This is a genomic window from Knoellia terrae (genome assembly GCF_048606435.1).
GTDB lineage: Bacteria > Actinomycetota > Actinomycetes > Actinomycetales > Dermatophilaceae > Knoellia > Knoellia terrae.
Window position 1 is genome coordinate 109934 of record NZ_JBMBWH010000008.1, and the last position, 14088, is coordinate 124021.

The window sequence follows — 14088 nt, forward strand, 5'->3', positions numbered from 1 at the left end:
ACGTGCGGGACTCACGACGTCGACAGCAGCCTGGTGGCAGCACCGTCCGTGGAGGGGGCCGGTCGGGCCGCGCGACGACGACGGCGCGCCTGCCCTGTGGAGCCACGCACCACGAGCCGGGTCGGGAGGGCCACGGGGCCGGTCGTCCGGTCGGCTCCACCGTCGAGAGAGGCGAGCAGGCTCTGGACTGCTGCTGCGCCCAGCGTGGCCAGAGGAGCGGTCACGGTGGTGAGCCCCGGGGTGACGAGGTCGGCGATCAGCGTGTTGTCGAAGCCGACGACGCTCATGTCGGTCGGCACGTGGACGTGCAGGCGGTCCAGGCCGCGCATCAGACCGATGGCCAGCTGGTCGTTGTAGCAGACCACACCGGTGACGGGCTGCTCCAGGAGAGTCTGGGCCGCGTAGATGCCCCCCTCCATCGTGGGTGGGTAGGCGCCCAGCGGGCGGACCTCCATGCCGAGGTCCTCTCCGGCAGCCCGGGTCGCCGCCCACCGGACCCCGTCGACCCAGGACGCCTCCGGTCCGGCGACGTAGGCGACGGACCGGTGTCCGTGCTGCGCGAGGTGCTCCATCGCGCGACGTGCACCGGCGGCGTTGTCGGTGACGACACTCGGGACGCCGGTCACGAGGCGGTTGAGGGCCACGAGCGGCTTCTCCGCAGACGCCGTGACGATGGCAGCGTCAGGCAGGCGGCTGCTGGTGAGCAGCATCCCGTCGACGACAGGAAGGGTCCGGTCCAGCGCCTCGCGCTCCAGCCGCTGCGACTCCTGGGTGTGGGCCAGCACCAGGGTGAAGCCGGCGTCGGAGGCTGCGGTCTCGGCACCTCTGATGATCTCGAAGTAGAACGGGTTGGTGATGTCGGGGACGAGCAGTCCGATCATCCGGGGGCGCACCCGGATCTCCGAGCGACGTGAGGGCGCGGAACGGTAGCCGATGGCCACGGCAGCGACCTGCACCCGCGCGACCGTCTCCGCCCTGAGCCTCCCCGGGCGCGAGAAGGCACGGGAGACGGTGGACGGTGCGACGCCGGCGGCCTCGGCCACGTCGTAGATCGTTGGCGGCTTCCCCATGGCTGGACGGTAAGCCTGCATCCGCGCGCCCCGGCAAGGGTTGCCATCAGTTGCCCACGGCGAGCACGGGCGTGCCGACCCACGGCCGGTGCCATGACAACTTCCGGCAACCCGTTGTCACCGTCGAGGCGGCGTTGCGCTAATGGACCGACGCGCTGGGGCACTCCGCCCCACGGCGGCACCACCGGGCGGGTCGTCCCGGCGGCAGGACGTCCACACACCGTGGGCACGAAAGGAACTCTCATGCGCAACACCACCCTCCTGCGATCCGGCGCGGTTGCCGCCGTGGCCGCCCTTGCGCTGGCAGCCTGCGGCTCCGGCGACGGCGACGCTGCTGGCGGAGGCGAGAGCAAGACGCTGAAGCTGGCCCTCAACCAGACCGAGCAGCACCCCTCCTTCATCGCGCTGGAGAACTTCGGCAAGCGGCTCAAGGAGTCGACCGGCGGACGCCTGTCCGTTCAGGTCTACCCCAACGAGACCCTGGGCGCGCAGCAGGAGACCCTCCAACTCGTGAGCGACGGCACCGTCGACCTCGCCATCGTCTCGGGCACGCAGCTGGAGAACCTCAACAAGGACTTCTCCGTCTTCAACATGCCGCTGGCCTTCAGCTCGGTCGAGGGTCAGATGAAGGTCGTCAACGACCAGAAGGCGGTCGGCGACCTCTACTCCTCGCTCGAGGCCAGCAACAAGGTCACGGTCGTCGGGGCCTTCACCCAGGGCACGCGCAACGTGTACTCGAAGAAGGCGCCGATCAACACCCCCGCCGACCTCAAGGGCCAGAAGATCCGCGTCCAGGAGAGCGACCTGCACACCTCGATGATCTCCGCCATGGGCGCCTCGGCGACCCCGATGGCCTTCGGCGAGGTCTACACCGCCCTCCAGGCCGGCGTGCTCGACGGCGCCGAGAACAACGAGGTCTCCTACGTCACCCAGAAGCACTTCGAGGTGGCCAAGTTCTACTCCCGCACCAACCACCTGGTCGGCCTCGACTACCTCGTCGTCAACAGCGACCTCGTCAAGGGCTTCTCGGGCGAGGACAAGGCTGCCTTCGACAAGGAGTGGGCCGCCGCGTGGGCGGAGCACACCGAGCTTTGGGGCAAGGAGACGGAGAAGGCCATCGCCACGGCCGAGGCCGCCGGTGCCAAGTTCAACGACGTCGATGCGGCGGCCTTCGAGGCAGCCCTCGAGCCGCTCAAGGAGAAGTTCCTCACCTCCGACGTCCAGAAGAAGCTCTACGAGACCGCACAGGCCGCCGGCTGACCCTGCGCAGCCCGTCCGGGCAAGCACCATCGCGAATGCCGCCAGCCGTCCCGGGTCCCTGGACGGTTGGCGGCATCGCGACCGATCGGCACGAGCGTGGAGGATGACATGAGCACCAGTGGAACCAGAAGGCCGGGCGATCCCGGGGCCGATGCGCCGGAGGCCATCGGCGAGGCCGCGGGATCAGAGCGCTGGCGGGCCGTGGCCCGCCGAATCGACGCTCCACGGAAGGTGATCGACCGCATCCTCGCCGTTCTGTGCGTCGCGATCTTCACCGCCCTCGTCCTCATCGTCGGCTGGCAGGTCTTCTCCCGTCAGGTGCTGCCGACACCCGCGTCCTGGACCGAGGAGACCGCCCGCTACGTGTTCGTCGTGCTCGCGATGTTCGGCAGCACCCTGGTGTTCTCCGAGCGTGGGCACATCGCCGTCGAGCTCCTCGCCAGCCGGTTCCGTCCGACGGTGCAACGGGCCATGGCGGTCGCCGTCGAGCTCACCGTCGTCTTCTTCGCGCTCTTCGTCCTCGTCTACGGCGGGCTGCGCGCGACCCGGAACGCCTGGGGCCAGAACATCTCCACGATGCCGGTGAGCGTCGGCCAGATCTACCTCGTGCTGCCCGTCGCGGGCGTGCTCATCACGTACTTCGCGATCTGCCACCTTGTCGGGGTCCTGGCCGGCGAGAAGCAAGCCGTGCCCGAGATCGACGAAGCCAACCAGGGAATCTGAGGTCACCATGGAGAACGTCACCCTTGCCACCGTCGTCCTGCTCGCCGGGATCACGGTGCTCATCGGCCTCGGGGTACCCGTCGCCGTCTCGATGGGAGTGCCCTCGGCCGTCGCCATCGCGATCCTCCTCGGGCCAGAGGGCGCTGCCCTGACCTCCGCCCAACGCCTGTTCTCGGCGAGCAACTCGTTCGCCCTGCTGGCCATCCCGTTCTTCATCCTCGCGGGAGGCCTGATGAACAACGGCGGTATCGCCAAACGCCTGATCGACCTCGCCCTCGTCGTCTCGGGGCGGCTCCCGGCGTCGCTGGCCCAGACGACGGTGGTCGCGAACGCGATGTTCGGCGCCGTCTCCGGCGCCTCCGTCGCCTCCGCCGCAGCGGTCGGCACCGTGCTCTCGCCGCGGATGAAGGACGACGGCTACGACCCCGCCTTCTCCGCCGGGGTCAACGCCGCGGCCTCACCCGCCGGGATGCTCATCCCGCCCAGCAACACCTTCATCGTCTACTCGCTCGTGTCCGGCACGTCGGTCGCCGCCCTCTTCATGGCAGGTGTGGGACCGGGTCTGCTCTGGGCCGGCATCTGCGTGCTCATCGTGGCGCTCTATGCCCGCAAGCACCCGGAGCTCAAGAGCACTGCCCGGCCGACGGCTTCCGAGGCCCTCACCGTCCTCCTCCGGGCCGTTCCGTCGCTGTTCATGATCGTCGTCGTCATCGGCGGCATCCTCGCGGGCTTCTTCACCGCCACCGAGTCGGCCATGATCGCCGTCGTCTACGCCCTGCTGCAGGGACTCATCCAGCGCACCCTCCCCGTGCGCGAGCTGCCGCAGATCCTGCTCGACGCGACGAAGACGACGGCCATCGTCATGCTGCTCGTCGGGGTGTCGGGCATCCTCGCCTGGGTCCTGTCGTTCGCCAGGATCCCGGAGACGATCGCGGAGTCGCTGCTGGGCCTGACCGACAACGTCGTCATCATCCTGTTCATCATCATGGTCGTCCTGCTCATCGCCGGGACGGTGATGGACCCGACCCCCGCGATCCTCATCTTCACGCCGATCTTCCTGCCGGCCGTGACCGAGCTCGGGGTGGACCCGATCCACTTCGGCGCGATGATGGTGTTCAACATGTGCCTCGGCAACATCTCACCGCCGATCGGCAACAACCTCTTCGTCGCGGCCCGGGTCGCGAACGTGCGGATCGAGCCCCTGATGGCCAAGGTCATGCCGTTCTTCTGGGCCCTGTGCATCGGGCTGCTCGTCGTCACCTTCGTGCCGGCGCTCTCGACCTGGCTGCCGACCCAGATGGGTCTGATGACGGGCACCCCCTGACCGACCCGCACCACCGCGAAGGGCGGCGACCGGCAGATGCCGGTCGCCGCCCTTCGTGGTGGTGGAGCGGGGTCAGGTCACGCCCAGGGTGGGCGGGTCCTCGGTGTCCGAGGAGAGTCGGTGGGTTGCTGGGAACCGTCGTCCGGGTCGGTGACCCTGACGCTCACCGTGAGCCCGGCCGATCCTGCGGTGCGAGAAGGTCCACGACCTGGTCGCGCACGACCCCGCCGACGACCGCGGCATCGAGACCGAGCCGTTCGAGCACTCGTGCGACCGCCTCGTCGAGCGGTCCGGAAGCCAGCTCCACGACCGCGTCTGCCTGCGTGTCGGTCACGGGTGCGCCGGCACCGCGCAGGTGGGCGACCCACGCCGACACGAGCCGCAGCGCGCCGGGGGTGGCGTCACCATCGGCCAGCTCGGCCCTGATGACGGGCACGGCGCGGATCGGGATCTTCTGTGAGCCGTCGGCCGCGATCTGGACGAGAAGGTGTCGGATGTTGGCGTTGAGGTATCGCTCGACCAGAGCGTTCCGGTATGCCGTGACGTCGGTTCCCGGGAGCGGAAGGTGTCGCGCTGCGGCGTCCCACCACTCCTCGACCCACTGGCGGACCTGGGGGTCACCGATCGCGTCGGCGACCGTCTCGTGACCAAGGGTCGAGGCGGCGTAGGCCATGAGCGAGTGCGATCCGTTGAGGAGCCACAGCTTGCGCTGCTCGAACGGTGCCACGTCCTCGACGACGTGGGCGCCCACGGCGTCCCAGGCCGGGCGCCCCCCGGGGAATTCACCCGCGAGGACCCACTCGGAGTAGGGCTCCGTGGGAACGACCTCCGGGTCGTCGACCTCGAGGAGCGAGCGCACCTCGGATCGGTCGTGGTCGGTCGTGCGGGGCGTGATCCGGTCGACCATCGTGGTGACCCACGAGACGTGCTCGTCGAGCCAGGCACTCAACGTGGGGTCGACGGCGGCGGCGAGGTCGGTGACGACCCGGGCGACCATGGCGCCGTTGTCAGGGACGTTGTCGTTGGGGACGATCGCGATCGCACCGGCACCGGCGGCGCGTCGGGCGAGCAGACCGGCGACGAGTCGCCCCGGCGTCGTCGTCACGGTGCCCTGCGCGGGGTCGGCGAGGAGAGCGGTGATGTCGGCGCTGACGTCACCGTCCTCCCGGTCGAGACCGCCGTCGGCGGCCCGTCGGTAGCCCGCCTCGGTCACCGTCAGCGTCACGACGGCGACCTCGGGGCGGGAGAAGTAGTCGCGCAGGGCCTCGAGGTCGGCGCCCGCGTGCACTGCCGACAGGCTGGAGACCACCTCCGGCTCGGGACCCTGCGGTCCCCTGACCAGGAGCGTGTAGAGCCCGTCCTGCGCGGCGAGCGACTCGGCGGCGGCCGGCGAACGACCCGTGAACGCGGCGATGCCCCACTCCGCGGCGTCGGGGGCGTGCTCGGTGTACCAGGCCATGTGCGCGCGGAAGAAGTTGCCCAGACCGAGGTGGATGATGCGCACCGGCGCCGCGGGGCGCCCGTGGGTCGTCCGGGACAGGCGGGGCGCGGAGCCGGCGGCGGTCACAGCTTGAACGCCCGGGTCGGGACCGTCGTCACGAGGTCGACCGCGGTCTCGCGCGCCTCGTCCTCGTCGAGCCGGTGCTCGGCCACCAGCTGGGCCAGGTAGGCCGCGTCGAGACGACGGGACATGTCGTGCCGGGCCGGGATGGACAGGAAGGCCCGGGTGTCGTCGATGAAGCCCGATGTCCGGTGGAAGCCGGCGGTCTCGGTGACGGCTCCACGGTAGCGGCGCACCGCCTCGGGTGCGTCGAGGAACCACCAGGGCGCACCGGCATACACGCTGGGGTAGAAGCCGGCGAGCGGCGCGATCTCGCGGCTGAAGACCGTCTCGTCCAGGGTGAAGAGGATGAGCTGGAAGCCCTCCGCGGTGCCGAAGCGACCCAGGAGGTGCTGCAGCCCTCGGGTGAACTCGACGGCGATCGGGATGTCGTGGCCCGTGTCGGGACCGAAGGCGTCGGACGTGGGTCCGTGGTGGTTGCGCAGGGCGCCCGGGTGCAGCGTCATGACGAGGCCGTCCTCTGTCGCCATGCGGGCCATCTCGACGAGCATGTGCCGCCGGAAGGCGGTGGCCTCCTCCTCGCGAACCTCGCCGGCGATGGCGCTGGCATAGATGCGCGCGGCCTCGCCCGCCTCGAGGGTCAACGTGACGACGTCGGTGTGGCTGTGGTCGGTGGAGACGCCACCGTTGTCCTTGAAGAAGCGGCGCCGGTCCTCGAGGGCGGCGAGGTAGCCGGCATACGTCGCGGTGTCGATGTCGGCGGCCTGTCCGAGGGCCTTGGCCAGCTCGGGGAAGTCCGCCCGTGCCGGCTCGAGGTAGCGGTCCGGACGGAAGGTGGGAGCGACCCGGGTCGCCACCGCGGGGTCGTCCCGCAGGGTCCGGTGGTGCTCCAAGCTGTCGACGGGGTCGTCGGTGGTCGCGAGGACCGAGATCCCGAAGCGCTCGGCGAGCGCCCGCGGCCGGAACTCCGGCGTCGTCAGGGCGGCCGCGATCGCGTCGTAGAGCGCGTCCGCGGTGGCGGGTGACGGCGCGTCGTCCAGACCGAAGACGTCGCCGAGGACGTCCTGCATCCAGTACCGGCTCGCGGTCCCACGGAAGGCCGGCCACCGCTCGCAGAAGAGCCGCCAGGCGCGGCGTGAGCCCCGCTCGTCGAGCCGGCTGCCACCGACGCCGAGGTCCCCTAGCGGGACACCCTCGGCGTGGAGCAGCCGGAAGATGTAGTGGTCCGGCGAGAGGAGCAAGGTCGTCGGGTCGCTGAAGGGGATGTCCTCGGCGAGCCACTCCGGGGGCACGTGCCCGTGCGGGGAGATGATCGGGAGATCCGCCGTCTCGGCATACAGGCGACGGGCGACGTCACGCGTCCCGGGGTCAGCGGGAAGGAGCCGATCAGGGTGCAGTGAGGTCATGGTCACGATCGTGCAGCCCGGTTGCACGACCCGTCCACGGGTTGCCACCAGTTGCCGGTCGGCCTTGCCTCCCCTCGCCGACAGGGCGAGAGTGTGGCCATGACGACGACAGCCGACCCCGTCGAGACACCGTCCGAGGCGGCCGCTCGAGCCGTGCGACTGGGCGACGAGCACGGGGTCCTCGCGACCGAGGAGGTGACGGCGTTCATCGCCGAACAGCTGGGCAAGGTCGACGTCGACGGCAGGAGCGTCTGCATCGTCGTGCCCGACGGGACGCGGACGTGTCCCCTCCCGATGCTGATGAAGGCGGTGCACACCGCGCTGCACGGTCGAGCCAGCCGGATGACCACCCTCATCGCCCTGGGCACCCACCAGCCGATGAGCGAGGAGGCCCTCGCCGCGCACCTGGGCTACGAGGCCGGCGCGCTCGAGGAGACCTATCCGGGGATGCGGGTCGTGAACCACGAGTGGTGGGACGAGTCCACGTTCGCGGACCTCGGCACCATTCCCGCGTCCCGCCTCGCCGAGCTGTCCGAGGGACGGCTGACGATGGACGTGCCGGTGCTGCTCAACAGGGCCGTCGTCGAGCACGACATCGCCCTCGTCGTCGGACCGGTCCTGCCCCACGAGGTCGTGGGCATCTCGGGGGGAAACAAGTACTTCTTCCCCGGGGTCGCCGGGCAGGACATCATCGACGTCTCGCACTGGATCGGCGCCCTCATCACCTCCGCGGAGATCATCGGCACGACCGCGATCACTCCGGTCCGGGCGCTCATCAACGAGGGTGCCTCGCTGGTCCCCGCCGAGAAGCTCGCGTTCTGCGTCGTGGGCGAGGCCGGGAGCCTCGACCTGCACTCGATCTCCTTCGGCGACACCATCGCCTCGTGGGCCAGCGCCGCCGAGGTCTGTGCCGCCACGCACGTCCACTACCTCGACGAGCAGGTGCAGCGCGTGATCTCGGTGATTCCGGAGATGTACGACGACATCTGGACCGGAGCCAAGGGCTTCTACAAGCTCGAGCCGGTGGTCGCCGACGGCGGTGAGGTCATCCTCTACGCGCCGCACATCACCGAGATCTCGACGAGCCACCCCGAGATCCTCGAGATCGGCTACCACTGCCGCGACTACTTCGTGAAGCAGTGGGACCGGTTCAAGCACATCCACTGGGGCACGCTCGCCCACTCGACGCACCTGCGGGGCGCCGGGACCTACGACGCCGACACCGGCGAGGAGCGGCTGCGGGTCAGGGTCACCCTGGCGACGAGGATTCCCGAGGAACAGTGCCGCCGGGCCAACCTGGGCTACGTCGACCTCGACTCCATCGACGTCGCCGCCGAGGCGGAGGGTGGCACGTTCGTCGTCCCCAACGCGGGCGAGGTCCTGTTCCGGCTGCGCTGAGCCGTGGAGCGCCGCACCACGAGCTTGACCGGCATGACGACCGGCTCGCGGCTGGACACCGCACCACCGATCATCCCCACGAGGTTCCTCACGCCCGTCGCACCCATGGCGTGCAGGGGGGCGGCGACGGTCGTCAGCTCGGGCTCGGTGATCTCGGCCAGCAGGGTGTTGTCGAAGCCGATGACACTCACGTCCTCCGGGACGCGCAGGCCGAGCCGGAACAGCCCCTTGAGCACGCCGATCGCGACGACGTCGTTGTAGGCGATGACGGCGGTCGCTTGCTGCTCCGCGATGTCGCGCGCCCGCGCGAACCCTGCCTGGAGCGTCGGGTTGGCACACGGACCGACCCGTCGCAGGCGGATGTCGAGCTCGTAGGCCGCCTCCCTCATGGCCTGCCACCGTGTCCCGTCGGTCCAGCTGGACTCCGGGCCGGCGACGTAGGTGACGCTGTCGTGGCCGAGCTCGGTCAGGTGCTCGACCGCTCGACGGACTCCTCGGGCGTTGTCGATGAGGATGTTCGGCACCTCGGGCAGCCGCCGGTTGAGGACGACGACCGGCTTCTGCTTCGCCATCATCCGGATCGCGCTGTCGGACATGCGCGAGCTCGTGAGCAGGACCCCGTCGACGCCCTGCAGCTCACGCTCGGTCCACTCCCGCTCGAGCTGCGCGTCCTCCTGGGTGTGGGAGAGCAGGACGGTGTAGCCGAGCTCGCCCGCGGCCTCGTGGGCGCCTCGGATGATGTCGCCGTAGAAGGGGTTCGTGATGTCGGTGACGACGAGCGCGATCGTGGAGGTGCGCGTCGTCGTGAGTCCGGGGAGTGACGCGGAGCGATAGCCCAGCACCTGGGCGGCCGCGAAGACCTTCGCGGCCGTCTCGGCGTTGACCCGCCCCGGACGGGCGAACGCCCGGGAGACGGTCGAGGCCGCGACGCCTGCGGCTTGGGCCACGTCGTAGATCGTCGGCCGTCGCTCCATCGCGCCAATCTAGGGAGGTCGGCGACCCGGGGGCAACGAATCGGCCGAGCCGATGCGCAAGAGCAACCTCGTATGCCGTCCGGCCACCGACGAGGCGGCCCGCACCAGAGGTGCGGACCGCCTCGTTCCGTCCATGGGGCGACGCCCCGGGTCAGCCGGCGCTGTCCTCGTAGGTCAGGCCGTGGCCGAACGGGTAGAGCGCACCGTCGCTCGTCTCGTCGTAGCCGGGGAGGTCGGCCTTCTGCTCCTCGATCGCCGCACGCGTGCCGGCGAGGGCGAAGGGCAGCCGACCCTGGGGTGCGACCTTCCCCGACAGGACGTCGAGCAGGGCCGTGTCGCTGATCCCGAAGCCGGCCACGACGGCGCCGGCGTCACGCAGGCCGCTGGCCTCGTCCATGACGAAGGGCTGGCGGAAGTACACCTGGAGGACGACCTTGCGCGGGTCACCGACCTCGGCCATGACCTGCTGGATCGTGCTGAGCGCCGGCACGACCTGCCAGGACTGCGAGGTCTCCATCCCGCTGAAGTCGAGGATGCTCGACTCCCAGGGGAAGGACCCCCCGAAGCGAAGACCGTTGTCGGTGCACGCCCGGGCGCCGTACGACACGCAGGCGTCGGCAGTGCCGTAGGTGCTCCTGCCGTCGAGACCGGCGATGCCCTCGACGACGCTCGGGTTGATGTGGTCCGGGTTCAGGCCGGTCGCGGGGCTGTTGCTGACGTACGAGCCCGTGTTCCTGTTCTTCGCGCTCATCGAGATGAGGACGTGGTCGGCCCCGGCCGCGCTCGGACGCTTCCCGTCCACCAGGGTGTTGCCGTTGACGACGTCGTAGCCGTAGCTGCGCACGGTGGCCTCGTTGAAGTCGCCGAGGATGTACACCGTCGAGCCGGCCTTCAGCGGCAGCGCCTTGCTGCCGTCGGCCCGGTCCTTGTTCTCGAGCAGCACCGCGGACTTCCGCTGGACGTCGAGGCCGACGGCGCGGTGGGCCGGGCTGCCGACGGTGTCCGTGGCGACGGACTCCTCGACGTAGGGGTCCTCGAAGAGGCCCATCCGGAACATCGGGTCGAGCAGGCGGCCGGCCGCCTCGGTGATCCGCTCCTCGGAGAGCAGCCCGGCATCGACGAGGTCGGTGATGGTCTTGACGTCGTGGAAGCCGGAGAGCGTCTCCGTGCCGCCGTTGAGTGCTGCGGCGACCCGCTCGGGCACGGTCTTGTCCTCCAGGCCCCACGCCCGGTCGTTGATGATGCCGGTGTCCGAGTTGACGTATCCCTTGAAGCCGAGCTCGTCACGGAGCAGCTCGTTGACGATCTGGTCGGAGAAGGCCATGCCGGTCTCGTCGTAGGTCTTGCCGTTGTAGGTCACCCCGACGGGCACGCCGTAGTACGGCATGATCGCGCTGACACCGGCGGCGATGGCCGAGGTGAAGGGCTTGAGGTGCTCACCGAAGGCCCCTCCGGGGTAGACCTGAGCCTTCCCGAACGCGTAGTGCGGGTCCAGGCCGAGCTCCTGGGGGCCGCCGCCGGGGAAGTGCTTCATCGTCAGCGCCACATCGGTCCCGGGGCTGAGCGAGGTGCCGTCCTTGCCGACCGGACCCTGGAGGGTCTCGACCAGCGATCCCATGATGTTGGCGCCGAGGTCCGCGTCCTCCGTGAAGGTCTCGTGGGTGCGGTACCAGCGGGGTTCGGTCGAGAGGTCGGCCATGTAGCCGTACATGCCGCGCAGACCGATCGAGGACCACTCGTCACCCATGACCTCGGCGAAGTCCTCCACGACGGACATGTCACCGACGGTGGGAGCCTTCCCGGTCCGCTTCGCCTCCTCGCCGAGCGCGGCGGCAGCGACACCCGCCTCCTTCGGGAAGGAGGTGAACGCGCCGGCCGACTCGTTGATCCCCGCGCGGGCATCCGGGTCGATGTGGTTGCGGGCGTTGGACTTGTAGAGGACCGGGATGCCCAGGCGGGTCCTCTCGCTGAGCTCCTGCATCGAGTTCATGAAGCTCGCCGCCTCGCTCGGGGTGACCGACGTCGACGCGCCGAAGCCCCCGTCCGTCCCGCCGCAGACGGCCTTGTCGGGCGACGTGACGACGTTGCGGAAGATGAAGCGGTGCATCTTCTGGTTGGTGACGTAGTCGAGCGCCGACGCCGGGACCGTGCCCCGCTGCTTGGTCACCGGGTCGCACGCCGCGTTCACGGTGTCGATGAGCATGAGGCCGGACTTCTCCTCGAGCGTCATCAGGCTGACGAGGTCGGCGACCCGCTCCTCCACGGGCTTGCGCCAGTCCTCGTAGGTGTCGAGCCGGCCGTTGTCGTTGAGGTCCTTGAACGAGCGTCCCGTCACCGTGATGACGTCCTTGACGCGTGACTCGAGGGTCGGGGGCCGGCCGTGGTTGCCCTCGTCGCCACGCTCGGCAGCGGTGGGCTGTCCCGCGCCGGACGCAGCAGGGGCGGTGGGGGCCGGCGCTGCGGCCGCGACCCCCAGGGTCAGGGTGAGCGGCACTGCGGTGGCGAGGCCGAGGAGGCCTCGGTGCCGCACCAGTCGTGTGGAGGGCTTCATGGAGGTGGGCTTCCTGTCCGGGATGCGATGCAGGACCTGCCGGGCGGGTGCATCGACGAACCGTGTGCCCGGTCGACACAGGCTCGTGCACCGCCCCGAAGCCACCTATGGGTTGCCATGAGTTGTCGCCGCCACCGCTCACGGTCCGGGGAATGGGACCGGCCCCGGAGGCGCTGCCGCGGGGCCGGTCGAGCGTGCACCGGAGGTCAGTCGATGACGTGGCCGTCGGGGGCGATGAGGTGCCCCTCGCGCTGCTTGCGCAGCTCGGTCTCGTTGCGGATCTCGCGGAAGCGCGCGTCGGTGAGGGGGTACTTCCAGAAGATGAGCATGGCGACCACCGCGGCGACGGCCGGGATGAGGCCCATGGTCGCCCGGATCGCGGTGATGGCGCTCTCGGGCTGGACCGGGTTGGCCACCTCCGCCGTGGCGGAGAGGTAGCCGCCCGCGGCGAGGGCCGCGGCGCCGAGGGCGCCACCGATCGACTGGGTGATCTTGCGGGTGAAGGAGAAGAGCGCGTACGTCGTGCCCTCGGTCCGCTTGCCGGACGTCCACTCGCCGTACTCGACCGTGTCGGCCTCGAGACCGAACATCAGCGTGTTGATGAGCGCTGCGCCGATGCCCTTGACGCCCAGGAAGATCAGGGCGGGGGCGACGGCACCGGTCGGGGTGAAGAACAGGGCCAGGCCGCCGACGACGGTGAACACGCCGCAGTACTGGAAGAGGGCCTTCTTGCCGAACCGGTCGACGAGCCATGGGATGAACGGTGCGGCGACGATCGAGATGCCGCTGTTGACGATGGTGATCCACACGACCCACTTGATGTCGCCCAGGACGTAGAGCGCGTAGTAGACCGAGGCGCCACCGACGGCGAAGAGACCGATGAGGTAGAAGAAGCTCGCGGCACACAGGTAGCCGAGCGGCTTGTTGCTCTTCAGGGTGTCCCACGTGTCCCGCAGGTTGACCCGCGGCTGCGTGCGGACGACCTTCTCGCGGCAGAAGTAGAACGTGACGCCGTAGGAGATGGTGCCGAGGAGGACGAAGAGCAGGGTGGTCTGGGTGAAGATGGCCTGCACCTTCTCCTGGTAGTCGGCTGAGCTCAGCGTCTTCTTCTCCTCGCGCAGGCCGGCGATCTGGGGGGCGATGATGAAGCTGAGGACGATGCCGCCGACCGCACCGCCGAAGAAGCGCGACGACACGAGCTTGGCCCTCTCGTTGACCGACTGGGTCATCGCCGAGGCGAGTGAGCCGTAGGGGATGTTGACGAGGGAGTAGACCAGGCCGAGGACCGCATACGTCACGTAGGCGTAGAGCAGCTTCTGCCCCTGCTCCAGCGAGGCCGGGACGTGGAAGGTCAGATAGCTGAGGAACAGCAGCGGCACCGCCCCGAAGAGGATGAACGGGCGGAACTTGCCCATCCGGGTCATCGTCCGGTCGACGAGCCGCCCGGCGAAGATGTCGGCGAAGGCGTCCCAGAGGCGGACGACGAAGAACATCGTCGCGACGGACGCAGCAGAGAGGCCGGCCACGTCGGTGTAGTAGTAGAGCAGGAAGGCCGTCCCCAGCGTGAAGGCCAGGTTGTTGGCGAAGTCGCCGAAGCCGTATCCGACAATCGAGCGCTTGGGAAGCCGTTCGTCGACGAACCGTTGGGCGATCTCCTCCTTCGTCACATGTGACATGTCAATCTCCTTTGATGGCAACGCTTTTCGTGGCGGGTGGGGGTGTTGTCACCCAGTAGAGCGCCGTGCGGTACGTGGCGACAACGAGTTGCCAGTTGTTGCGCGGGGGTTGCCATCGAGCCATCACCCTCGTGCTGGGGGACCT

General features: G+C 69.6%; 10 protein-coding genes. 4 read left to right on the forward strand and 6 right to left on the reverse strand.

Annotation, left to right across the window (positions count from 1 at the left end; translation table 11 throughout):
* Nucleotides 1-11: 11 nt before the first annotated feature.
* Nucleotides 12-1070, reverse strand: a complete 1059-nt coding sequence (locus ACOJV9_RS12400; protein WP_420185523.1) for a LacI family DNA-binding transcriptional regulator — start codon at nucleotides 1068-1070, stop codon at nucleotides 12-14.
* 243 nt (nucleotides 1071-1313) lie between these two features.
* Here ACOJV9_RS12400 and ACOJV9_RS12405 point away from each other — a divergent pair, with 243 nt between their 5' ends.
* The 3 genes from ACOJV9_RS12405 to ACOJV9_RS12415 all read left to right on the forward strand — a co-directional run bounded on the left by ACOJV9_RS12405 (nucleotide 1314) and on the right by ACOJV9_RS12415 (nucleotide 4377).
* Complete coding sequence (locus tag ACOJV9_RS12405; protein ID WP_420185524.1) at nucleotides 1314-2330, forward strand: TRAP transporter substrate-binding protein; 1017 nt, start codon at nucleotides 1314-1316, stop codon at nucleotides 2328-2330.
* A gap of 108 nt (nucleotides 2331-2438) precedes the next feature.
* A complete protein-coding gene (locus ACOJV9_RS12410) occupies nucleotides 2439-3053 on the forward strand; it encodes a TRAP transporter small permease (RefSeq protein ID WP_420185525.1) in 615 nt (204 codons plus the stop codon).
* A gap of 7 nt (nucleotides 3054-3060) precedes the next feature.
* The gene (locus tag ACOJV9_RS12415; protein ID WP_420185526.1) at nucleotides 3061-4377 is read left to right on the forward strand and encodes a TRAP transporter large permease; all 1317 of its coding nucleotides are present in this window, start codon (nucleotides 3061-3063) and stop codon (nucleotides 4375-4377) included.
* A gap of 163 nt (nucleotides 4378-4540) precedes the next feature.
* Here the strand turns inward: ACOJV9_RS12415 and ACOJV9_RS12420 are convergent, their stop codons facing one another.
* On the reverse strand, nucleotides 4541-5944 hold the full coding sequence (locus ACOJV9_RS12420) for a mannitol dehydrogenase family protein (protein WP_420185527.1): 1404 nt from the start codon (nucleotides 5942-5944) through the stop codon (nucleotides 4541-4543).
* Nucleotides 5941-7344, reverse strand: coding sequence for a glucuronate isomerase (gene uxaC, locus ACOJV9_RS12425; protein ID WP_420185528.1), 1404 nt, complete (start codon nucleotides 7342-7344; stop codon nucleotides 5941-5943). Before uxaC ends, ACOJV9_RS12420 begins: the two co-directional genes overlap by 4 nt.
* A 99-nt stretch (nucleotides 7345-7443) precedes the next feature.
* Between uxaC and ACOJV9_RS12430 the strand changes: the two genes are divergently transcribed.
* Nucleotides 7444-8742 carry a lactate racemase domain-containing protein gene (locus ACOJV9_RS12430; protein WP_420185529.1) on the forward strand — a complete coding sequence of 433 codons (1299 nt, stop codon included), beginning with the start codon at nucleotides 7444-7446 and terminating at the stop codon, nucleotides 8740-8742.
* Here ACOJV9_RS12430 and ACOJV9_RS12435 read toward each other — a convergent pair.
* The 3 genes from ACOJV9_RS12435 to ACOJV9_RS12445 form a co-directional block, all read right to left on the reverse strand.
* The gene (locus ACOJV9_RS12435) at nucleotides 8646-9716 is read right to left on the reverse strand and encodes a LacI family DNA-binding transcriptional regulator (RefSeq protein ID WP_420185530.1); all 1071 of its coding nucleotides are present in this window, start codon (nucleotides 9714-9716) and stop codon (nucleotides 8646-8648) included. The genes ACOJV9_RS12430 and ACOJV9_RS12435 overlap by 97 nt on opposite strands.
* A 151-nt stretch (nucleotides 9717-9867) precedes the next feature.
* Entirely contained in the window at nucleotides 9868-12267 is a 2400-nt protein-coding gene (locus ACOJV9_RS12440; RefSeq protein ID WP_420185531.1) for a glycoside hydrolase family 3 protein, read from the reverse strand.
* A 206-nt stretch (nucleotides 12268-12473) separates the two neighbouring features.
* Nucleotides 12474-13943: a glycoside-pentoside-hexuronide (GPH):cation symporter gene (locus tag ACOJV9_RS12445; RefSeq protein ID WP_420185532.1), complete on the reverse strand. Its 1470-nt coding sequence runs from the start codon at nucleotides 13941-13943 to the stop codon at nucleotides 12474-12476.
* Nucleotides 13944-14088 lie beyond the last annotated feature (145 nt).

Coding starts and splice junctions, on each gene's coding strand:
- ACOJV9_RS12400 (WP_420185523.1), bottom strand. CDS start 1,070: ATGGGGAAGCCGCCAACGATCTACGACGTGGCCGAGGCCGCCGGCGTC.
- ACOJV9_RS12440 (WP_420185531.1), bottom strand. CDS start 12,267: ATGAAGCCCTCCACACGACTGGTGCGGCACCGAGGCCTCCTCGGCCTC.
- ACOJV9_RS12410 (WP_420185525.1), top strand. CDS start 2,439: ATGAGCACCAGTGGAACCAGAAGGCCGGGCGATCCCGGGGCCGATGCG.
- ACOJV9_RS12405 (WP_420185524.1), top strand. CDS start 1,314: ATGCGCAACACCACCCTCCTGCGATCCGGCGCGGTTGCCGCCGTGGCC.
- uxaC (WP_420185528.1), bottom strand. CDS start 7,344: ATGACCTCACTGCACCCTGATCGGCTCCTTCCCGCTGACCCCGGGACG.
- ACOJV9_RS12415 (WP_420185526.1), top strand. CDS start 3,061: ATGGAGAACGTCACCCTTGCCACCGTCGTCCTGCTCGCCGGGATCACG.
- ACOJV9_RS12445 (WP_420185532.1), bottom strand. CDS start 13,943: ATGTCACATGTGACGAAGGAGGAGATCGCCCAACGGTTCGTCGACGAA.
- ACOJV9_RS12430 (WP_420185529.1), top strand. CDS start 7,444: ATGACGACGACAGCCGACCCCGTCGAGACACCGTCCGAGGCGGCCGCT.
- ACOJV9_RS12435 (WP_420185530.1), bottom strand. CDS start 9,716: ATGGAGCGACGGCCGACGATCTACGACGTGGCCCAAGCCGCAGGCGTC.